Source organism: Streptomyces sp. NPDC038200 (assembly GCF_055600785.1).
Map to the genome: position 1 here is coordinate 465,517 of NZ_JBVJYH010000001.1, position 21,400 is coordinate 486,916.

The 21,400-nt window shown below is 72.5% G+C and carries 16 protein-coding genes and 1 riboswitch; of the genes, 6 read left to right on the forward strand and 10 right to left on the reverse strand.

Annotated elements, in window-relative coordinates:
- Positions 1–73: 73 nt before the first annotated feature.
- Complete coding sequence (locus ACZ7KF_RS01965; protein ID WP_471068391.1) at positions 74–2,896, reverse strand: bifunctional acetate--CoA ligase family protein/GNAT family N-acetyltransferase; 2,823 nt, start codon at positions 2,894–2,896, stop codon at positions 74–76.
- Between the two features lie 178 nt (positions 2,897–3,074).
- Here ACZ7KF_RS01965 and ACZ7KF_RS01970 point away from each other — a divergent pair, with 178 nt between their 5' ends.
- Complete coding sequence (locus ACZ7KF_RS01970) at positions 3,075–3,356, forward strand: HPr family phosphocarrier protein (protein ID WP_014675499.1); 282 nt, start codon at positions 3,075–3,077, stop codon at positions 3,354–3,356.
- 192 nt (positions 3,357–3,548) lie between these two features.
- Here ACZ7KF_RS01970 and ACZ7KF_RS01975 read toward each other — a convergent pair whose 3' ends face one another.
- The 4 genes from ACZ7KF_RS01975 to ACZ7KF_RS01990 all read right to left on the reverse strand — a co-directional run bounded on the left by ACZ7KF_RS01975 (position 3,549) and on the right by ACZ7KF_RS01990 (position 8,354).
- Positions 3,549–4,235, reverse strand: coding sequence for a GntR family transcriptional regulator (locus ACZ7KF_RS01975; protein ID WP_471068394.1), 687 nt, complete (start codon positions 4,233–4,235; stop codon positions 3,549–3,551).
- A 198-nt stretch (positions 4,236–4,433) separates the two neighbouring features.
- A complete protein-coding gene (locus ACZ7KF_RS01980) occupies positions 4,434–5,189 on the reverse strand; it encodes a M23 family metallopeptidase (RefSeq protein ID WP_471068396.1) in 756 nt (251 codons plus the stop codon).
- Between the two features lie 12 nt (positions 5,190–5,201).
- A riboswitch (cyclic di-AMP (ydaO/yuaA leader) is annotated at positions 5,202–5,364 on the reverse strand.
- A gap of 210 nt (positions 5,365–5,574) precedes the next feature.
- A complete protein-coding gene (locus ACZ7KF_RS01985; protein WP_471068397.1) occupies positions 5,575–6,963 on the reverse strand; it encodes a M16 family metallopeptidase in 1,389 nt (462 codons plus the stop codon).
- Entirely contained in the window at positions 6,960–8,354 is a 1,395-nt protein-coding gene (locus ACZ7KF_RS01990; protein ID WP_471068400.1) for a M16 family metallopeptidase, read from the reverse strand. Before ACZ7KF_RS01990 ends, ACZ7KF_RS01985 begins: the two co-directional genes overlap by 4 nt.
- A 259-nt stretch (positions 8,355–8,613) precedes the next feature.
- On the opposite strand from ACZ7KF_RS01990, the gene ACZ7KF_RS01995 reads away from it, so the two are divergent.
- Complete coding sequence (locus ACZ7KF_RS01995) at positions 8,614–11,073, forward strand: DNA gyrase/topoisomerase IV subunit A (RefSeq protein ID WP_471068403.1); 2,460 nt, start codon at positions 8,614–8,616, stop codon at positions 11,071–11,073.
- Here ACZ7KF_RS01995 and ACZ7KF_RS02000 read toward each other — a convergent pair.
- Positions 11,070–12,143 (reverse strand): CobW family GTP-binding protein, encoded by a 1,074-nt coding sequence (locus ACZ7KF_RS02000; protein ID WP_471068406.1) that lies wholly within the window; start codon positions 12,141–12,143, stop codon positions 11,070–11,072. The two genes, ACZ7KF_RS01995 and ACZ7KF_RS02000, sit on opposite strands and share 4 nt — an antisense overlap.
- 265 nt (positions 12,144–12,408) lie before the next feature.
- Entirely contained in the window at positions 12,409–13,575 is a 1,167-nt protein-coding gene (locus ACZ7KF_RS02005) for a citrate synthase/methylcitrate synthase (protein ID WP_471068409.1), read from the reverse strand.
- Between the two features lie 112 nt (positions 13,576–13,687).
- Between ACZ7KF_RS02005 and ACZ7KF_RS02010 the strand changes: the two genes are divergently transcribed.
- The 4 genes from ACZ7KF_RS02010 to ACZ7KF_RS02025 all read left to right on the forward strand — a co-directional run bounded on the left by ACZ7KF_RS02010 (position 13,688) and on the right by ACZ7KF_RS02025 (position 18,480).
- Positions 13,688–14,944, forward strand: a complete 1,257-nt coding sequence (locus tag ACZ7KF_RS02010; protein WP_471068411.1) for a citrate synthase — start codon at positions 13,688–13,690, stop codon at positions 14,942–14,944.
- A 54-nt stretch (positions 14,945–14,998) separates the two neighbouring features.
- Positions 14,999–15,940 carry a sucrase ferredoxin gene (locus ACZ7KF_RS02015; RefSeq protein WP_471068413.1) on the forward strand — a complete coding sequence of 314 codons (942 nt, stop codon included), beginning with the start codon at positions 14,999–15,001 and terminating at the stop codon, positions 15,938–15,940.
- A 168-nt stretch (positions 15,941–16,108) separates the two neighbouring features.
- Positions 16,109–17,800 carry an ATP-binding protein gene (locus ACZ7KF_RS02020; protein ID WP_471068416.1) on the forward strand — a complete coding sequence of 564 codons (1,692 nt, stop codon included), beginning with the start codon at positions 16,109–16,111 and terminating at the stop codon, positions 17,798–17,800.
- Positions 17,800–18,480 (forward strand): response regulator, encoded by a 681-nt coding sequence (locus ACZ7KF_RS02025; RefSeq protein ID WP_471068419.1) that lies wholly within the window; start codon positions 17,800–17,802, stop codon positions 18,478–18,480. Before ACZ7KF_RS02020 ends, ACZ7KF_RS02025 begins: the two co-directional genes overlap by 1 nt.
- 18 nt (positions 18,481–18,498) lie before the next feature.
- Here the strand turns inward: ACZ7KF_RS02025 and ACZ7KF_RS02030 are convergent, their stop codons facing one another.
- From ACZ7KF_RS02030 to ACZ7KF_RS02040, 3 genes are read right to left on the reverse strand one after another with little or no spacing between them, the layout of a single operon-like run.
- Positions 18,499–19,554: an ABC transporter substrate-binding protein gene (locus ACZ7KF_RS02030; protein ID WP_471068422.1), complete on the reverse strand. Its 1,056-nt coding sequence runs from the start codon at positions 19,552–19,554 to the stop codon at positions 18,499–18,501.
- Positions 19,555–19,614: 60 nt separating this feature from the next.
- Positions 19,615–20,478, reverse strand: a complete 864-nt coding sequence (locus ACZ7KF_RS02035) for an ABC transporter permease (protein WP_471068424.1) — start codon at positions 20,476–20,478, stop codon at positions 19,615–19,617.
- Positions 20,468–21,283, reverse strand: coding sequence for an ABC transporter ATP-binding protein (locus tag ACZ7KF_RS02040; protein WP_471068427.1), 816 nt, complete (start codon positions 21,281–21,283; stop codon positions 20,468–20,470). Before ACZ7KF_RS02040 ends, ACZ7KF_RS02035 begins: the two co-directional genes overlap by 11 nt.
- Positions 21,284–21,400 lie beyond the last annotated feature (117 nt).

A 21,400-nucleotide genomic window follows, 5' to 3' on the forward strand; every position in this document is an offset into this window, starting at 1 on the left:
GAGGGGTTCCCGGCCGCCGGTGTCCGGCGGTCTGCGCATGGCCCCCTCCCCCGTTCCGCGGCCGGCAGCGCGTTCAGTAGGCCGGCAGCGTGCGCGGGCCGAGGTCGTCGCGGGCGGGCGGGGGCGCGAGCCGTACGGTGGCGCCGAGGACGCTCACGCCCTGGGGGGCGACGACGACCGGCTCCAGGGTGACCGCGACCACCTCCGGGTGGTCGTCGACCAGCCGGGACACCCGCAGCAGCAGTTCCTCCAGCGCGGGGGTGTCGACGGGCGTGGAGCCGCGCCAGCCGAACAGCAGGGGTGCGGTGCGGATGGACCGCACCAGCGAGGTCGCCTCCCGGTCGGTGACGGGGACCAGCCGGTGGGCCATGTCCCCGAGCAGTTGCGAGGCGGCCCCGGCCAGGCCGAAGGACAGCACGGCCCCGGCCGCGGGGTCGATCACCGCGCGTACGACGGTGTCGACGCCCCGGGGCGCCATGGCCTGCACCACCGGCCGCAGCTCCGCCGGCTGTCCGAACAGCTCGGTCAACTCGGCGTACGCCCTGAGCAGTTGTTCCTCGTCCGCGAGGTCCAGGCGGACACCGCCCAGGTCGGCGCGGTGCCTGAGGTGCGGGGCGGTGGCCTTGAGGGCCACCGGGTAGCCGAGGGCGCGGGCGGCCTCGGCGGCGGCCTCCGGGGTGGCCGCGGGCAGCGCCCGGCGGACGTGGACGCCGTATCGGCCGAGCAGCTCACAGGTCTGCTCGTCGGAGATCGTGAGCCCTTCCCCGCGCGCGAGCAGCTCGCCGATGAGCCGCGCGGCACCCTTCTCGTCGATGTCGTCGAACTCGGGCACCTTGCCGGGGTCGGTCGCCTCCCGCTGCCACTGCGCGTACTTCACGGCCTCCGAGAGAGCCCGGACGGCACGCTCGGCGGCGGGGTAGGCGGGGATGAGGTGGGTGCCCTCGGGAGGGGCCGTGAGCAGGGCGGGGCCGCCCGTGCCGACCGCTTCGCCCATGCTGCCCGGTGCCTTGCCGGCGGCCCGCGGAGCCGTGCTGGCGGCGGCCGACAACGCCTCGGCGAGCCCTCCCAGCTCCACATGCACCACCAGCACGGGCTTCCCCGGCACCGCGGCCGCGGCCGACCGCAGCGCCTCGGCCAGCTCGGCGTCCCCGGGCGACCCTTCCCCGATCGCGGGGATCGCCGTCACGACGACGGCGTCGTTCGTGCCGTCGGCCAGCGCGGCGGCGAGTGCCCGGCCGAAGTCCTCCGCCGTCGCGCCGGTCGTCAGGTCCACCGGCCGCGCCGGCCGCAGCCCCTCGGCGACACATCGGTCGTACGTCAGCACGCCCAGCGACTCGGAGTTGCCGATGATGGCCACGCGCGGACCGGCGGGCAGCGGCTGCCGGGCGAGCAGCAGCCCCGCGTCGACCAGCTCGGTGATCGTGTCGACCCGGATCACGCCGGCCTGCCGGAGCAGCGCGGAGACGGTCGCGTGGGGCAGCCGGGTGGCCCGTACCGCGTGCCCCTGGGGTGCCGTGCCGGTGCCCTGCACCACCACCAGCGGCTTCGCCGCCGCCGTCCGCCGCGCGAGGCGGGTGAACTTGCGGGGGTTGCCGATGGACTCCAGGTACATGAGGACGACGTCGGTCTCGGGGTCGTCGTACCAGTACTGCAGGACGTCGTTGCCGGAGACGTCGGCGCGGTTGCCGGCGGACACGAAGGTGGACACACCCGTGACCCCGGTGACTCCGCCGCCGCGCCGGTGCAGCCGGGACAGCAGGGCGATGCCGATGGCGCCGGACTGGGTGAACAGCCCGATGCGGCCGGGGCGGGGCAGCTCGGGGGCGAGCGAGGCGTTCAGCCGGACGTCCGCGGCGGTGTTGACGACCCCGAAGGCGTTCGGGCCGATGATCCGCATGCCGTACGCGCGCGCGGCCCGGACGAGGGCCCGCTGCCGTTCCCGTCCCTCGGGCCCGCTCTCGGCGTATCCGGCGGAGAGCACGACCAGTCCCTGGACGCCGTGCTCCCCGCACGCGGCGACCACCGCCGGCACCTGTTCGGCCGGTACGGCGACGACGGCGAGGTCCACGTGCCCGTCGATGTCCCGCACCGAGCGGTACGCGGGCACCCCGTCGACCTCCTTGAGATCCTCCGGGAATGCCTTGTTCACGGCGTGCAGCGGGCCCTCGTAGCCGGCGTCGCGGATGTTGGCGAGGACGCTGCGGCCCACCCCGCCGGGGGCGCGGCCGACGCCGACGACCGCGACGGAGCCGGGCGCGAGGAGCCGACGTACCGAGCGGGCCTCGGCGCGCTGCTCCCGCGCGCGCTGGACGGCGAGGGAGCGGTCGGTGGGTTCGAGGTCGAACTCCAGGCGGACGACGCCGTCCTCGAAGCTGCGCTTCTGGGTGTAGCCGGCGTCCGTGAACACCTTGATCATCTTGGTGTTGGCGGGCAGCACCTCGGCGGCGAAGCGCCGGATGCCCCGCTCGCGCGCGACGGCCGCGATGTGCTCCAGCAGGGCGGAGGCGACCCCGCGGCCCTGATGGGCGTCCTGCACCAGGAAGGCGACCTCGGCCTCGTCGGCGGGGCCGGAGGCGGGCAGACCGTCGGCGCCGATGCGGTCATAGCGTACGGTGGCGATGAACTCGCCGCCGATGGTGGCCGCGAGTCCCACCCGGTCCACGAAGTCGTGGTGCGTGAAGCGGTGGACGTCCTTGGCGGAGAGCCGTGGGTACGGCGCGAAGAAGCGGTAGTACTTCGACTCGTCCGAGACCTGCTCGTAGAAACTGACCAGGCGGTCGGCGTCATCAACGGTGATGGGCCTGATGCGCGCGGTGCCACCGTCGCGCAGCACCACGTCCGCCTCCCAGTGGGCGGGGTACTGGTGCCGGTCCTGCCGGTCCGCCGAGGTCTGCATGGGCCCCAGAGTACGGCTCGCGTAGGACAACGGCGCGAGGCAGTCTGTGGAGGACGACAAGCCGGACCGAGGCCGCGGTCCGGCTCCACACCGCGAGGGGACCTCGGTCCTTTCCGGGCACGCTTCACGATGTGGGAAACTGGTCTAGACAACCCTGAACACCGAAGGGCAGCAACACATGGCTGAGCGCCGCGTCAACGTCGGCTGGGCCGAGGGCCTCCACGCCCGCCCCGCCTCCATCTTCGTCCGAGCCGCCACGGCCGCAGGCGTCCCGGTGACGATCGCCAAGGCCGGGGGCAACCCCGTCAACGCGGCCTCCATGCTGGCCGTCCTGGGCCTGGGCGCCCAGGGTGGCGAGGAGATCGTCCTCGCCTCCGACGCCGAGGGGGCGGACGCCGCCCTCGACCGTCTGGCCAAGCTGGTCTCCGAGGGCCTGGAGGAGCTGCCCGAGACCGTCTGAGCGACCACCGCACAGAACGCCGGAGCCGCGTTCGCCCGCCGGGGCGGCGCGGCTTCGCCGTGTCCGGACCCGGGTTTATGCCGGACACACGCCCACCGCGCGGAACTCGCAACGGAATTCCGCGCACGCCTGAATTAGGGCAGCAAAAACCGCGCCCCACAGAATTATTCTTCTTTGTATACGGCGCCCTTGTTAAAGCCGCGGACTCGACATGTTTACGGCATGTTGCGAAGTCCTCACACGCTCCACGGCACCGGAAAAACGCAGCCGGTGCACCCCCGTCGCGCGCTCCGCGTGCAGCGCCGTCAGTGCCCGCGCCCGCTCCCCGTCCCCGCGCGCCACCGCGTCCACGATCGCCCCGTGCTCGGTCCAGGACTCCATCGGGCTCGGCGGCGCGTCCACCGCGTACATCCAGGCGATCTTGTGCCGCAGCTGAGTGAGCATCGAGGTCAGCGAGGGGCTGCCGGATGCCTGGGCGAGCGTCTCGTGGAACCAGCCGCCCAGCGAGCGCAGATCCTCGCTGTTGCCCCGCCTGGCCCGCTCCTGGCCCAGCCGGACCAGGCCGCGCAGCACCTTCAGATGGGCCTCGGTGCGCCGCTGGGCGGCCCGGGCGGCGCCCAGCGGCTCCAGCAGCACCCGCATCTCCAGCAGGTCGGCCGCCTCCTGCTCGGTCGGCTCGGCCACGCACGCGCCCGCGTGCCGGCGCGTCACCACGAAGCCCTCGGCCTCCAGGGTGCGCAGGGCCTCGCGCACCGGGACGCGCGAGACGCCGTAGCGGCGGGCCAGGACTTCCTCGGTGAGACGGCTGCCGCGCTCGTAGACACCGGCGACGATGTCGTCCCGGACAGCGGTGCACACCGAGTGCGCCGGAATACGCATGACCGACCTCCGCCTTAATCCCCGTGAAACGCCGACACTGGACGCCTGTTCCGTGACTCTATTCCAATGAGCGGGAATTTCCGATGGCGGGTCGTAATCCGTGGATATTTTTTGGACAGCGGGTCCGGCGGACACCTCGAAAAACGGCGAAAGCCCCGGCTCGACGAGCCGGGGCCTCGGACGGTCGTGCGTCGGGCGTCAGACGTGCACTCCGTGGTTGCGGAGATAGGCGACGGGGTCGACGTCCGAACCGTACTCGGGGGTCGTGCGCGCCTCGAAGTGGAGGTGCGGGCCGGTGACGTTGCCCGTGGCGCCGGACAGGCCGATCTGCTGGCCCGGGACGATCTTCTGGCCCACCGCGACACCGATCGAGGACAGGTGCCCGTACTGGGTGTACATGCCGTCGGCCATGCGGATCACGACCTGGTTGCCGTACGCGCCGCCCCAGCCCGCGGAGACGACCGTGCCGGAGCCCACCGCGTGCACGGACGTGCCGCTGGCCGCGTGGAAGTCGATGCCGGTGTGCGAACCGGAGGACCACAGGGAGCTACTGGCCTGGTAGGCCGTGGAGACGAACGAGTGCGCGATCGGGGCCACGAAGGCGTTGAGCCGCTTGCGCTCGGCCTCCCGGGCGGCGCGGGCCTTGGCCGCACGCACCTCCTGGGCCCGCCTGGCGGCTTCCTTCGCCGCGGCCTCCTCGGCCGCCTTCTGCTCGGCGGCCTGCTGCTGGGCGGCGGCCTGGGCGTCGATCTCCTCGGCGACGTCGCCGGTGGCGGCCAGGACCGGGGTGAGGCCGGTCTGCTCCGCGGGGCTCTCGGCGGCGAGCGCCGGGGAGGCGGCGAGGGTGCCGATCACACCCGTGGTGGTGAGGGCCGCGATACCGGCCGCCTGAGCGGTGGTCCGCTTGACCCGGCCGGGCTTGCGGTGCTTCCCGGTGGCGCACATGAACGCCATGAAGTGGCTGGTCCTTTCCTTCCCTCTCGCCTACCGGGTTAGCTGACGGGTTCGGAGCAGGAAGGTCTCCTACGGGTCCCCCCGCTCTCGCGCGGGCACCCGATTCACCCCAGGGACTGCGTGGGTCCCCGGCTCCCCTGGCTCGCGCCGTACGGGGACTCGGCGATGACTGTCCGGTGCCGCGGGCGCGGCGCACTGCCTGACGAACAGCCCGCATGACGCTACGGCGGCCCGCTTTCAATCCTCAAACGCAAGCGGCTTTTTGTAGCGCATCCCACAGGGCAGACAGGCAACCTCTCCCGCAAAACGGGCATCTGGAGGAACGAGTGGAACAGCAGGGGCCCTGACGACCCGTAGGTCGCCAGGGCCCCGTGCGCGCGTGCCGTTACTCGGCCGACACCACGCTCACTTCACCGATGCCGAGCGCCTCGACCGGTGCCTTGATCTGGGCCGCGTCGCCGACGAGGACCGTCACCAGGCGGTCCACGGGGAAGGCGTTCACGACGGCGGCGGTGGCCTCCACCGTGCCCGTGGCGGCCAGTTGCCGGTAGAGCGTCGCCTGGAAGTCGTCGGGCAGATGCTGCTCGACCTGGTCGGCCAGCGTGCTCGCGACGGCGGCCGCCGTCTCGAACTTCAGCGGCGCCACGCCGACGAGGTTCTGCACGGCGACGTCCCGCTCGGCGTCGGTCAGGCCGTCCGCCGCGACGGTGCGCAGCACCTTCCACAGGTCGTCCAGCGCCGGGCCCGTGTTCGGGGTGTCCACGGAGCCGCTGATGGCGAGCATCGCCGCGCCCGTGCCGTCCGGCGCGGACCGCAGGACCTGCCCGAAGGAGCGCACGCCGTAGGTGTAGCCCTTCTCCTCGCGCAGGACGCGGTCCAGGCGGGAGGTGAGGGTGCCGCCGAGGCAGTACGTGCCGAGCACCTGGGCGGGCCACACCCGGTCGTGCCGGTCGGGGCCGATCCGGCCGATGAGCAGCTGCGTCTGGACCGCGCCGGGCCGGTCCACGATGACCACGCGCCCGGTGTCGTCGGCGGTCACCGGCGGCACCGGCCGGGGCTCGCCCGGGGTGCCGGTCCAGGCGCCCAGGGTGTCCCCCAGCAGCGCGTCCAGGTCCACGCCCGTCAGGTCGCCGACGACCACCACGGTGGCCGTGGCGGGCCGCACATGGCGGTCGTAGAAGGCGCGTACGGCCGCCGCGTCGATCTTCTCGACCGTCTCCTCGGTGCCCTGGCGGGGACGGGACATGCGCGCGGTCGCCGGGAACAGCTCCTTGGCGAGTTCCTTGGCGGCCCGGCGGGCGGGGTTGGCCAGCTCGTGCGGGATCTCGTCCAGGCGGTTGCGGACCAGCCGCTCGACCTCGCTCTCGGCGAAGGCGGGCGCGCGCAGGGCGTCGGCGAGCAGGCCGAGGCCCCTGGCCAGGCGGGAGGCGGGGACCTCCAGGCTGATCCGGACGCCGGGGTGGTCGGCGTGCGCGTCGAGGGTGGCGCCGGCGCGCTCCAGCTCGGCGGCGAACTCCTCGGCGGAGTGCTGGTCGGTGCCCTCGGAGAAGGCCCGCGCCATGATCGTGCCGACGCCGTCCAGCCCGGCCGGCTCGGCGTCCAGGGGCGCGTCCAGCAGCACCTCCACGGCGACGACCTGCTGGCCGGGGCGGTGGCAGCGCAGCACGGTCAGGCCGTTGTCGAGCGTGCCGCGCTCGGGGGCCGGGAACGCCCACGGCTTGGCGGCACCGGGCTGCGGCTGGGGGTGGAACTCCATGGTGGCGAGCTCGGTCACTTGGCCGTCTCCTCGTTCTCGTGGCCGGCCTCTACGATCGCTTCCGACTCGGGGTCCTCGGGGACGTCCGCGTCCTCGACCGACTCCGGGGACTTCGGCTCGTAGACGAGGACCGCGCGGTTGTCGGGGCGCAGACGGGCCTTGGCGACCTCCTGGACCTCCTCCGGCGTCACCTCCAGGACCCGCTCGACGGCCGTCAGGGCGAGCTGCGGGTCGCCGAACAGGACGGCGTAGCGGCACAGTTCGTCGGCGCGGCCGGCGACCGTGCCGAGCCGGTCCAGCCACTCGCGCTCCAGCTGGGCCTGGGCGCGCTCCATCTCCTCGGGCGTGGGGCCCTCCGCGGCGAACCGGGCCAGCTCCTCGTCGATGGCGGCCTCGATGACCGGCACCTCGACGTCACCGGAGGTCTTCACGTCCAGCCAGCCCATGGAGGGCGCGCCGGCCAGGCGCAGCAGGCCGAAGCCGGCCGCGACGGCCGTACGGTCGCGGCGCACCAGCCGGTTGTACAGGCGGGAGGACTCGCCGCCGCCGAGGACGGTCAGGGCGAGGTCGGCCGCGTCGCACGCGCGCGTGCCGTCGTGCGGGAGCCGGTAGGCGGCCATCAGGGCGCGCGCCGGGACCTCCTCGACGACGACCTCGCGCAGCTGCTCGCCGACGACCTCCGGCAGGGTGCCGTCGCGGGGCGCGGGCTTGCCGTCGTGGGACGCGATCGAGCCGAAGTACCGCTCGATCCAGGCGAGGGTCTGCTCGGGGTCGATGTCGCCGACCACCGAGAGGACCGCGTTGTTCGGCGCGTAGTAGGTGCGGAAGAACTGGCGGGCGTCCTCCAGGGTGGCCGCGTCCAGGTCCGCCATCGAGCCGATCGGCGTGTGGTGGTACGGGTGGCCCTCCGGGTAGGAGAGGGCGGTCAGCTTCTCGAAGGCGGTGCCGTACGGCACGTTGTCGTAGCGCTGGCGGCGCTCGTTCTTGACGACGTCCCGCTGGTTCTCCATGGACTCGTCGTCCAGGGCGGCCAGCAGCGAGCCCATGCGGTCGGCCTCCAGCCAGAGGGCCAGCTCCAGCTGGTGCGCGGGCATGGTCTCGAAGTAGTTGGTGCGCTCGAAGCTGGTGGTGCCGTTCAGCGAGCCGCCGGCACCCTGCACCAGCTCGAAGTGGCCGTTGCCCTTGACCTGCGCGGAGCCCTGGAACATCAAGTGCTCGAAAAGGTGAGCCAGGCCGGTACGCCCCTTGACTTCGTGCCGGGAACCGACGTCGTACCAGAGGCAGACCGCCGCCACCGGGGTCAGGTGGTCCTCGGAGAGCACCACGCGCAGACCGTTGGCCAGCCGGTGCTCGGTCGCTGTCAGGCCCCCGGAGCCTGCCTCGGCCGTGGTCGTGTGACCCATGGGCATGTACGTCCCTTCGCAAGCGGAGGCGGTCGTCGAAACCGCGGTTTTCCTGCCGTTCCTGCCACTGTATGCAAAGCGTGCGGGGCCACGGCGAAGTTCCCGCGGGACGTACGCCCAGAGCGGATCGCGTAGCCTGCGCCGGACCCGGCTCCGGTGGCCCCGGAGCCCGCCCGGACCGGGTCGCGGCACGGCTTGTCGGTGCCTCGGTCCACAATGGTCCGCATCAGATCCGTCCCACGCTTCAGCAAGGAGCCAGGCAGCGATGGCCCGCCGCAGCACGAAGACCCCGCCGCCCGACGATTCGTTCGAGGAGAGGATCCTCGACATCGACGTCGTGGACGAGATGCGTGGCTCCTACCTTGAGTACGCGTACTCGGTCATCTATTCGCGGGCCCTGCCGGACGCCCGTGACGGCCTCAAGCCGGTACACCGCCGGATCGTCTACCAGATGAACGAGATGGGCCTGCGCCCCGAGCGCTCGTACGTGAAGTGCGCGCGTGTCGTCGGCGAGGTCATGGGCAAGCTGCACCCGCACGGCGACGCGTCGATCTACGACGCCCTGGTGCGCATGGCGCAGCCCTTCTCCATGCGCGTGCCGCTGGTCGACGGCCACGGCAACTTCGGCTCGCTGGGCAACGACGACCCGCCGGCCGCCATGCGGTACACCGAGTGCCGGATGGCCGAGGCGACGAGCCTGATGACCGAGTCGATCGACGAGGACACGGTCGATTTCGCGCCGAACTACGACGGCCAGGAGCAGGAGCCGGTGGCCCTGCCCGCCGCTTTCCCGAACCTGCTGGTCAACGGCTCCTCGGGCATCGCGGTCGGTATGGCGACGAACATGCCGCCGCACAACCTGCGCGAGGTCGTCTCCGCCGCCCGCCACCTGATCCGGTTCCCGAACGCCGACCTGGACGCGCTGATGAAGCACGTCCCGGGCCCCGACCTGCCCACCGGCGGCCGGATCGTCGGCCTGGACGGCATCCGGGACGCGTACGCGACCGGTCGTGGCACCTTCAAGATCCGCGCGACGGTCTCGATCGAGACGGTCACCGCCCGCCGCAAGGGCCTGGTGGTCACGGAGCTGCCGTTCACGGTCGGCCCCGAGAAGGTCATCGCGAAGATCAAGGACCTGGTCAACGCCAAGAAGGTCCAGGGCATCGCCGACGTCAAGGACCTCACCGACCGCGAGCACGGCCTGCGTCTGGTCATCGAGATCAAGAACGGCTTCGTGCCGGAGGCGATCCTGGAGCAGCTGTACAAGCTGACGCCGATGGAGGAGTCCTTCGGCATCAACAACGTCGCCCTGGTCGACGGCCAGCCGCTCACCCTGGGACTGAAGGAGCTGCTGGAGGTCTATCTGGACCACCGCTTCGACGTGGTCCGGCGCCGCAGCGAGTTCCGCCGCGGCAAGAAGCGCGACCGGCTGCACCTGGTCGAGGGCCTGCTGACCGCGCTGGTCGACATCGACGAGGTCATCCGGATCATCCGGTCCAGCGAGAACTCCGCGCAGGCGAAGCAGCGCCTGATGGAGCGCTTCTCGCTGAGCGAGGTGCAGACGCAGTACATCCTCGACACACCGCTGCGCCGGCTCACCAAGTTCGACCGGATCGAGCTGGAGGCGGAGAAGGACAAGCTCACGGCGGAGATCGAGGAGCTGACCCGGATCCTGGAGTCGGACGCGGAGCTGCGCAAGCTGGTCTCGGCCGAACTGGCCGCCGTGACGAAGAAGTTCGGCACCGACCGGCGCACGGTGCTGTTGGAGGCCGGGGGTGCTCCGGCCGCCACCGTCCCGCTCCAGGTGGCCGACGACCCGTGCCGGGTGCTGCTGTCCTCGACGGGGCTGCTGGCCCGTACGGCGACCGACGAGCCGTTCCCGGAGGCGGCGGGCGGCAAGCGGGTCAAGCACGACGTGATCGTCTCGGCGGTGCCGGCGACCGCGCGCGGGGTGATCGGCGCGGTGACCTCGGCGGGCCGGCTGCTGCGGATCAACGTGGTCGACCTGCCGCAGCTGCCGGAGCCTGCGGGCGCGCCGAACCTCTCCGGAGGCGCCCCGCTGGCGGAGTTCGTCTCCCTGGAGGGCGACGAGACGGTGGTCGGCCTGACCACGCTGGACGAGTCGTCCCCGGGTCTGGCGCTCGGCACCGAGCAGGGTGTGGTCAAGCGTGTGGTGCCCGACTACCCGTCCAACAAGGACGAGTTGGAGGTCATCACGCTCAAGGAGGGCGACCGGATCGTCGGCGCGGTGGAGCTGCGCACCGGCGAGGAGGACCTGGTGTTCATCACGGACGACGCGCAGCTGCTGCGCTTCCAGGCCTCCATCGTCCGCCCGCAGGGCCGCCCGGCGGGCGGTATGGCGGGGATCAAGCTCACCGAGGGCGCGAAGGTCATCTCCTTCACTGCGGTCGACCCGGCCGCCGACGCGGTGGTGTTCACGGTGGCGGGCTCGCGCGGCACGCTGGACGACTCGGTGCAGACGACGGCCAAGCTGACCCCGTTCGACCAGTACCCCCGCAAGGGCCGGGCCACGGGTGGCGTGCGCTGTCAGCGGTTCCTGAAGGGCGAGGACTGTCTGTCGCTGGGCTGGGCGGGCCCGGTTCCCGCGCGCGCGGCGCAGAAGAACGGCACCCCGGTGGAGCTGCCGGAGCCGGACCCGCGGCGGGACGGCTCGGGCACCTCGCTGCCGAAGACGGTGTCCGTGGTGGCGGGGCCGGTCTTCTAGGCCGGCGGCTCCTGCGGGTCGGCCTCCGCTTCGTCCGGCCCCTGCACGTAGCGCAGGACGCCCCACATGCCGTGCTCGTCGGCGTGCGGGGCGTCGTTCCCGCACTCCTCCAGCTCCTTGCCGAGGGCGTCCGCGGCGATGCCGGAGCCGATGAGCACGAGCTGGGTGAGGCGGGCCTCGCCGGGCGCCCAGGGCTCCGGGTAGAAGCGCAGGAACCGGCCGACGGCGTGCACGGCGTACCGGTTGACGGGGTCGTACGGCCCGAAGTCGACGTATCCCTTGATCCGGTACAGCCCCTCGGGCCGGCTGTCCAGGAACCGCATGAGCCGGCGGGGTTCCAGGGGCACCTCGGAGGTGAAGGACAGGCTGTCGTAGCCGGTGTGCAGATGTCCGGCGTGGCCGGGCCCGTCCTCCCCGTCCGTGTGGAGGTCGTCGAAGGAGAGCTGGCCGACACGCTCCTCGTCGGGCCGGCAGTCGAAGAGGAACTCGGGGTCGATACGGCCGTAGGTGGCGGGGACGACGGCCGCGCGGTCGGTGAGCGAGCGGACGAGCCCCAGCACCCGGTCGGCGTCGTCGGCGCGATCGAGTTTGTTGACGACGACCAGGTCGGCGAGGGCGAGGTGGCGGTCGATCTCGGGGTGCCTCGCGCGGGTGTCGGCGAACTCGGCGGCGTCGACGACCTCGACGAGGCCGCCGTAGACGATGCGCGGATGTTCGCTGGCGAGCACCATGCGCACGAGTTCCTGGGGCTCGGCCAGTCCGCTCGCCTCGATGACGATCACATCGATGCCGGTGGTGGGAGCGGCGAGCCGGTCCAGGTAGAGGTCGAGTTCGCTCGCGTCGACGGCGCAGCACAGGCAGCCGTTGCCGAGCGAGACGGTCGAGTCGCCGAGGGCGCCCGCGACGGCCATGGCGTCGATCTCGATGGCCCCGAAGTCGTTGACGATGGCCCCGATCCGGCTGCCGCCGCTGCGGTGCAGCAGGTGGTTGAGGAGCGTGGTCTTCCCGGAACCCAGGAATCCGGCGAGCACGACGACCGGGATCTGCTGCGGAGTGCGGCTGTGTCCCAAGCTGTTCCCCAACGCGCGACCTCTCTGACGTACCGGCGCGCACCGGCTCACGGCCCGGTGCGCGACGTGTGTGGACCGGGCGTCCAGCATACGAGCGGGGGGAGAAACGCCCGCGGGGAGCGGTTGCCGACGCCGGTCCGCGCACGGGTCGGTGCTCGCCCCCGTACGGGCGGCCGTCGCCGCCGGCCGCGCCGTCCCCGCGGCGGAGTACTTCCGCCCCTGGGCGGACCGATCGCCGCGCTCGGCCCGGGGGACGGCGCCCGGGTCACCCGGCGGCCGTGGCCACCCTCTCCGGCTCGGGCCCCACGTACCGTGCCACCGGGCGGATGATCTTCGGGTCGGCCGCCTGTTCCAGGATGTTGGCGCTCCAGCCCACCGCCCGTGCCGCCGCGAAGGTGGGGGTGAACATCTCCCGGGGCAGGCCGCACAGTTCCATGACCACACCGGCGTAGAACTCGACGTTCGTGTGGAGTTCGCGTCCGGGCTTCAGCTCGGCGAGGATCGCCTCCACCCGGCGCTCGACCTCCACCGCGAAGTGGACCCGCGGGCCGCCGAAGCCGAGGGCGATCTCCCGCAGCATGCGCGAGCGGGGGTCCTCGGTGCGGTAGACGGCGTGCCCGAAACCCATGATCCGGTCGCCGGCGAGGACCCGCTCACGTATCCACGCGTCGATCCGGTCCGGGGTGCCGATCGCGTCCAGGGTGTCCAGGGCCCGACTGGGCGCGCCTCCGTGCAGCGGCCCGGACAGGGCGCCGACGGCACCGGTCAGGCAGGCCACCACGTCGGCGCCGGTGGACGCGATGACCCGTGCGGTGAAGGTTGACGCGTTGAATCCGTGATCGATGGTGGAGATCAGGTATTGCTCGACTGCACGGGCCTTACGTGGATCGGGCTCCGAACCCGTCAACATGTAGAGGTAGTTGGCCGCGTACGAGAGGTCCTCCCGCGGCTCGACGGGATCGAGCCCCTGCCCGAGCCGGTACAGCGCGGTGAGCAGCGTGGGTACGGCCGCGCAGGCGGCCACCGAGTCGGCGCGCCGCCGGTCCGCGTCGATGTCGTACACCGGCCGGAAGCCCTGGGCGGCGCCCAGCAGGGACAGCGCCGTGCGGAGCCCTGCCAGCGGTCCGGACAGGCGGCCGGCGGCGGCGATCGCGGGGAGGGCGGCGCGGATCTCCCCGGGCAGGCGCCGCAGCGCGGCGGTCTCGGCGGCGAAGGCGGCGGCGCGCCCGGCGTCCGGGAGCGCGCCGTGCACCAGCAGGTGCCAGACGTCCTCGAAGCTCCGGGTGCGCGCGAGGTCGACGGCCGAGTACTGCCGGTAGTGGTAGAAGCCCTCGCGCCCCCGGACGTCACCGACTTCGGTCTCGGCGACGACGACGCCCGCGAGACCGCGCGGGGCGTTGATGAGCGGGGTGGCGGTCCTGTTGACGGTCATGACGTTCCTCCCTGGACTTGATCCGACTGTCCATGCTTGACTCAACTCATGTCAATATTGATTGGATCAATGCACGGCCATCAAGGTGTGCAGAGGCGACTACGGTGACCCCATGCGCGATCACGACACCGCTCCCCACCGTCCCGGGCGCCGGCTGACCACCAAGGAGACCGCCGAGCTCCTCGGCGTGAAGCCCGAGACGGTCTACGCGTACGTGAGCCGCGGCCTGCTCGGCAGCAGACGCGAACCCGGCGGCCGGGCGAGCACCTTCGAGGCCGGGGAGGTGGAGGCCCTCGCCCGCCGCAACCGGCGCGAGGCGGCGGGCAGTCCAAGCTCCGGCGGCGACCTGTCCGTCCGCACCCGGATCACGCTGATCGAGCAGGACCGGTACTTCTTCCGTGGCGTGGACGCCGTAGAGCTGGCCGCCCGCCACTCCTACGAGGAGGTCGCGGAGTGGCTGTGGACGGGCCGGCCGGTCCCGGGGGCGACGTTCTGCGCGCCCGAGGCCACCGTCGAGACCGCCCGCCGCGCGGTGGACGCCCTGTCCGAGCACGCTTCCCCCGTCGACCGCCTGCGGGTGGCGGCGATCGCCGCGGCGGCCGAGGACCCCCTGCGCTTCGATCTGTCCGAGGAAGCCGTGCTGAACACGGCGCGCACCCTCATCCCCACCCTCGTCGCCGCCCTGCCGCCGGCCCGGCCCGGCCACAAGGACGACGGCCCGCTGGCCCATCGCCTGTGGGGCCGGCTGAGCGGCCGCCCTGCCGACGAGGCCTCCCTGCGCGTCCTGGACACCGCGCTGGCCCTGCTCGCCGACCACGACCTGGCCGCGTCCACGCTCGCGGTCCGGGTCGCCGCCTCGGCCCGCGCGCACGCGTACGCCGCCGTCTCGGCCGGGCTCGGCGTCCTCGAGGGCCCGCTGCACGGCGCCGCCAGCGGCCTGGCCCACCGGATGCTGCTGGACGTGCTCGACCAGGGCACGGCGGTCCCGGTCATCGCCGAGGAACTGCGCGCGGGCCGCCGGGTCCCCGGCCTCGGCCACCGGCTGTACACGGGCGAGGATCCTCGCGCGCAGGCGCTGTTCGGCCTCCTGGAGCAGATCCCGCGCGCGGAGTCCGCGCTGCTCGCGGCCCGCGACATCGTCGCCACCACCGCCCGGCACACCCCGCTGTACGCCAACGTGGACCTGGCCCTGGCGGTGTTCACGGCATCCAGCGGCATGCCGGCCGCGGCCGGTGAGACGATCTTCGCCGTCGCCCGGACGGCAGGCTGGATCGCCCACGCCCTGGAGGAGTACGGCGAGCGCCCGCTGCGCATGCGGCCCAGCGGCCACTACGTCGGTCCGCGCCCGCCGCAGCCCCTCCCGGAGTAGGACACGACCGGGGCGGGAAGTCCCCCCGGGGAAAGTCAGGTTAGGCTCACCTCTGTGAGTAGGTGTGCGACCGTCTCCCGGAGCCTCGACGAGCCGGTATCCGGTACGGCTGCCACGGCGACGACGTGGCTGCTGCTGGAACAGACCGGGCCGTGGGGCGCCAAGGCGCTCACGTCCAGCCACCTGGACCCCGCGCTGGGCCGGGCGCTGGAGGCCGCCGCGGACGGAACCGGAGTGCGTATCGCGCTCATCCGCCGCCCCGGGCGCCATGCCGACCCCGGTACGCCCGCGATCCGGCAGGTGTACGCCGCGCACACCGTTCCGGGGCGCGTGTGGCTGCACCGTGCCACCACCCGCGACCCGCGGCGACTGCTCGCACTCGACTTCGCCGGCCTCGGCGCGGGCGACCACCGTTCCTTCGGCGCGACGCTCGACGGGCGCCCGCACCGGGGCGACCCGCTGGCGCTCGTGTGCACCAACGGCAAGCGCGACCGCTGCTGCGCCCTCCTGGGCCGCCCCCTCGCCACGGAGCTGGTCGCCTCCGGGGTGCGCGGAGTCTGGGAGGTCACCCATCTGGGTGGACATCGGTTCGCGCCCACGGTGCTCGTCCTGCCGTACGGCTACGCCTACGCCCGCGCCGAGGCGCACACGGTCAAGGAAGCCCTGCACGGCGTCCAGGAAGGACGCGTGGTCGTCGAGGGGTGCCGGGGGTGCTCCGCGTGGGAACGGCCCGGCCAGGCGGCCGAGCTGGCCGTCCGCTCGACCGCGGGCGAATACCGGGCGGGTGTGCTCGCCGTCGTGCGGACCGACGGCACGGCTCCGCGCTGGCAGGTCACGGTCGCCCATGCCGACGGCCGCCGGTGGCGGGTCACCGTGGCACAGGGGGCGTCGCTGCCGCCGCGCCCGGAGAGCTGCGGCGCGACGGCGCTCGGGGCGCCCGCGCGGATGGACGTGGTCGAGGTACGCGAGCTGAGGGCGACGGCGCTGGCGAGCTAGCGGGGCGCGCGTGCCGCCGACGACCCCAGCTCGGCCGGCCGGGACATGCGGTCCGGACGGTTCGGCGTCCGATCCGTCAACGATTGATCAACGGGGTCACGAGTGGATCAAGAGATCCACACCACACCCGCTGGGGCGCTCCAGGCCGCCCCACGTACCGTCGTGGGTATGAGCCCCACTCCCCCCGCACGCCGTCTGCGCCTCGGTCTGCCCCGGCGGATGTTCTCGCAGGTGCTGCTGATGCAGGTGGCGATCGCCGCGGGGGTCGCGGTGCTCGCGACCGGGCTCTTCCTGGCGCCGCTGAGCAAGCAGCTGGACCAGGAGGCGATGCGCCGCGCGCTCGCCATCGCCGAGACCACGGCCCAGGACCCGCAGATCGCCGAGGGCGTCCTCGGCACCGAGCCGAGCGTGAACGGGACGGTGCAGAAGGAGGCGGAGCGGATCCGGGCGGCCACCCACGCCGAGTACATCGTGGTGATGGACCGGCGGGGCGTGCGCTGGTCGCACACCACGCCCGCGGAGATCGGCCGTCACGTCTCGACCGACCCGCGGGAGGCGCTGGCGGGCCAGGAGGTCATGCAGATCGACAACGGCACCCTGGGGCGCTCCGCGCGCGGCAAGGTGCCGCTGTACGACGCCGGCCACCGCATCGTCGGCGCCGTCTCGGTCGGCATCGCCTACGACAGCGTGCGGGCGCGGCTGATCAGCGCGATCCCGGGACTGTTCGCCTACGCCGGCGGTGCCCTCGCGGTCGGCGCGCTGGCCGCCTGGCTGATCTCCCGCCGGGTCCAGCGGCAGACCCGGGACCTGGCCTTCTCCGACATCTCCGCACTGCTCGCGGAGCGCGAGGCGATGCTGCACGGCATCCGGGAGGGCGTGGTCGCGCTCGACCGGGGCGGCCGTGTCCGCCTGCTCAACGACGAGGCGCGACGGCTGCTGGGCATCGGCGACGAGGCCGTCGGGCGGACCCCGGACGAGGCGCTGGGCGCGGGCCGTACGACGGACGTGCTGGCCGGCCGGGTGACCGGCACCGATCTGCTCACCGTGCGCGGCCAGCGCGTGCTGGTCGCCAACCGCATGCCCACCGGAGACGGCGGGGCCGTGGCCACCCTGCGCGACCGCACCGAACTGGAGCAGCTGGGGCGCGAACTCGACTCCACGCGCGGGTTGATCGACGCGCTGCGGGCCCAGGACCACGAGCACGCCAACCGCATGCACACCCTGCTGGGGCTGCTGGAACTGGAGATGTACGACGACGCCGTGGAGTTCGTCGGGGAGGTGGTCGGGGATCACCGGGCCACCGCCGAGCAGGTCACGGAGAAGATCCAGGACCCGCTGCTGGCCGCGCTGCTGGTCGGCAAGGCGACCGTGGCGGCCGAGCGCGGGGTCGCCCTGTGGGTGTCGGAGCGTACCCGGCTCCCGGACCGGCTGATCGACCCCCGGGGGCTGGTCACGGTCGTGGGCAACCTGGTGGACAACGCCCTCGACGCGGTCGCGGGCACCCCGCACGCGCGCGTGGAGGTCGAGCTGCGCGCCGAGGGCCGTACGGTCGTGCTCCGGGTGCGCGACACCGGCCCGGGTGTCCCGGAGGACCGACGTGAGCTGATCTTCACCGAGGGATGGTCCACCAAGAAGCCGCCCGCGCACGGCAAGCGGGGCATCGGGCTCTCGCTGGTGCGCCGGCTCGCCGAACGGCAGGGCGGGCGGGCCGCAGTCGGCGCGGCGGCCGGCGGGGGCGCGGAGTTCACCGTGGTCCTGCCCGAGGCGCTGACCGAGCCGGCCCCGGAGCCGGCGCTCACCGGGGCCGCGGAGTCCGCCGCGGCGGCGCGCGTCCCGGCCACCGCCGAGGAGGAGGCGTGATGATCGAGGTACTGGTCGTGGACGACGACACCCGGGTGGCCCGGGTCAACGCCGCCTACGTGGAGAAGGTGCCCGGTTTCCACGTGGCCGGCGAAGCCCACAACGCGGCCGAGGCGCTGCGTCAGGTGGAGACCCTGCCGCGGCTCGACCTCGTGCTGATGGACCACTACCTGCCCGACGACACGGGTCTCGCGGTCGTCCAGGAGATGCGCCGGCGCGGTCATCAGACCGACGTGATCATGGTGACGGCGGCGCGGGACGTCTCGACCGTCCAGGCGGCCATGCGGCAGGGGGCGTTGCAGTACCTGGTGAAGCCGTTCGCCTTCGCCGGCCTGCGGGCCAAGCTGGAGGCGTACGCCGAGCTGCGGCGCACCCTGGACGGCGGCGGCGAGGCCGAGCAGGCGGAGGTGGACCGCATCTTCGGTGCCCTGTCCGCCCCGTCGGAGCCCGGGCTGCCCAAGGGGCACTCGCCCACGACGGCGGAGCTGGTGCGCCAGGCGCTGCTGAACGCCGAGCACCCCCTGTCGGCCCAGGAGATCGCCGACCGGACGGGGGTGAGCCGGCAGACCGCCCAGCGGTATCTGAAGCTCCTGGAGCGCACGGGGCGGGCCCGGTTGACCCTCAAGTACGGCGACGCGGGCCGCCCGGAACACCGTTACGTGTGGGCGACCCGCGCCTGAGCGGGTTTCAGGCGGCGGTCACTCGACCGCCTCGACGAACTCCGTCGTGTACGTCTTGCTCAGGTCGACCTTCGCGTTCTGGACGGCGGGGTTGAACGCCCTGAGGACCTTCTCCACGGTCTCGGGGCCGCCCTGCGGCATCACGCCGTCGTCGGTGAACATCGGCAGGGTGCTCTTGATGGCCTGCGCGTACAGGGCTTTGCCGCCCTGGGAGTAGTCGGCGGGCATCTTGGCGGCGATCTCGTCGGCACTGTGCGTGGACATCCACTCGAGTGTCCTGACGAACGCGTCGGCCAGCTTCTGGACGGTGTCCTTGTGTCCGTTCACCCAGTCCGTCTGCATGTACAGACTCGACGACGGGTACGGCCCGCCCAGTGCCTCCTGCGAACCCTCGGGGGTGCGCATGTCGACGAGGATCTTCCCGGCCTTCTTGTCCAGGATCGTCGCGACGGTCGGGTCGGTGGTCATGCCGCCGTCGATCGCGCCCTTCTGGAGCGCCGCGATGAACGTCGGCCCGGCCCCCACCGCGACCGGCGTGAACTCGCTGACCTTCACCCCGTTCTTGACCGCCAGGTACTTGGTGAGGAAGTCGGTCGAGGAGCCGAGCCCGGTCACGCCCAGCTTGCGGCCCTTGAAGTCCTTGGGCGAGGTGAGGTCGCCGGCCGCCTTGCCGGAGACGATCTCGACCTCGCCGGGTGCGTGCGAGAACTGCACGACCGACTCCACCGACTTGCCCTTCACCTGGAGGTCCAGGGTGTGGTCGTAGAAACCGACCGCCCCCTGCACCTGGCCCGAGACGAGCGCGGTCTCGGCCTGGACGCCGGCGGGCTCGCTGAGGAGCTGGACGTTCACCCCCTCGGCCTGGAAGTAGCCGAGACGCTGGGTGAGCATCGCGGGCAGGTAGATGACCTTGTCCAGCCCGCCGACCATGATCTTGACGGTCGGACCCTTGCCACCGCCCCCGCCGCTGCCGGCGTCGACCGTGGAACTCGTCGCGTCGTCGGCGCAGGCGGTGAGGGAGGAGAGGGCGAGGAGCCCGGCGGCGGCCAGGGAGGCGTATCCGGTCTTGCGCATGCGGTTCACGTCCTTGTGAGAGGGCTGGGCGGAGAGCGGCGGGAGGCGGGGAGGGGCCGGTCAGCTGTCGGAGCCGGTGGGCTTCCAGCGGAAGATGCGGCGCTCGGCGAAGGTCAGCAGCCCTTCGGCGACGAGCGCGACGACGGCGAGGATGACCATCGCCGCGTACACCCCGGCCGCGTTGAAGGTGTTCTGCGACTGCGCGACGAGCAGGCCGATGCCCTTGGTCGCGCCGATGTACTCGCCGACGATGGCGCCGATGAGCGCGAAGCCGAAGCTGACGTGGAGGCTGGTGAAGATCCAGGAGGTGGCCGACGGGACGACCACCTGGAGAGTCACCCTGCGATCGCTCGCGCCCAGGATGCGGGCGTTGGCCACGAGGTTGCGGTCCACTTCGCGGGCGCCCTGGAAGGCGTTGAAGAACACCGGGAAGAAGACGAGCACCACGGCGGAGGCCACCTTGGAGGAGGGGCCGAGGCCGAACCAGATCAGGAAGATGGGCGCCAGCACGATCCGGGGGATCGAGTTGAGCACCTTGATGTAGGGACCAAGAACCTCTGCGAGCAATCTGATCCGCCCGAGAGCGATGCCGAGGAGCACACCGGCGACCACGCCGATGATCCAGCCGAGCAGCGCCTCGTACAGCGTGTACCAGATCTGCTCGCCCAGGGATCCGAGCGCGGTTCCGTGCTGCACCCAGGTGTGGATCTGGTCCCAGATCTTCGAGGGCATCGAGAAGTTGAACGGGTCGATGACCTCGGCACGCGACAGCGCCTCCCACAGTCCGAGGACCGCCGCCAGGAGCACCCCGCGCGCGGCGTTGACGAACAGCTTGCGGCGGCGTGCGGCCTGGGCCCGGGTCCGCGCGCGGTCGGATGTCTTCACCGGGTCGACGACCGGGGTGCCGAGGACTTCAGGCGACATGGGCGGCACCCCTCTCGCGCGTGATGCGGACCTCTTCACCGAGGGACTCCCAGATCTCGCGGTAGATCTCGATGAACCGCGGTTCCAGACGCACCGACTCGACCTTCCGCGGGCGGGGCAGGTCGATGTCGAAGACCTGCTTCACGGTCGCAGGCCCGGCGGTCATCACGACGACCTTGTCGGCCAGCGCGATGGACTCCTCCAGATCGTGGGTGACGAAGACGACCGAGGCGCCGGTGCCCTCCCACAGCTCCAGCAGCTCGTCCGACATCAGCGCCCGGGTCTGCACGTCGAGCGCCGAGAACGGCTCGTCCATCAGCAGGATCTCGGGGTCGTTGACGAACGTCGCCGCCAGGGCGACCCGCTTGCGCTGGCCACCGGAGAGCTGGTGCGGGTAGCGGTCCTCGAAGGCGGCGAGTCCCACCCGGGCCAGCCACTCACGGGCCTTCTCCTTGGCCTCCGGCTTGGGGACGCCCCGGAAGCGCGGGCCGGCCATGACGTTCGACAGGACCGTCCGCCAGGGGAAGGTGGCGTCCTGCTGGAAGACGAAGCCGACCTTGCCGCCGACGCCGCCGACCGGTTCCCCGGCCACCAGCACCTCGCCCTCGCTGGGCTCCTCCAGCCCGCTGACCAGCGTCAGCGTCGTGGACTTCCCGCATCCGGTGGGTCCTACGACAGCCACGAACTCGCCGCGCCCGACGGTGAGGTCCAGACCGCGCACGGCCGTGTGCAGTCCCCCCGACGGGGTTCTGAAGGTCTTGCTCGCGCCCCGCAGCTCGATGGCGGGGCTGGTGTGTGCGCTCATGGGCCGGGACGGTAGGTGTGGCCCCGGCCACAGCAGGAGTCTTGTGGGCACAAGCCGTTCTTTTGCTCGCAAGGCCCTGTTGTGCTCGTTTTGCTCGCGCTACAACTGCGGAGCCGA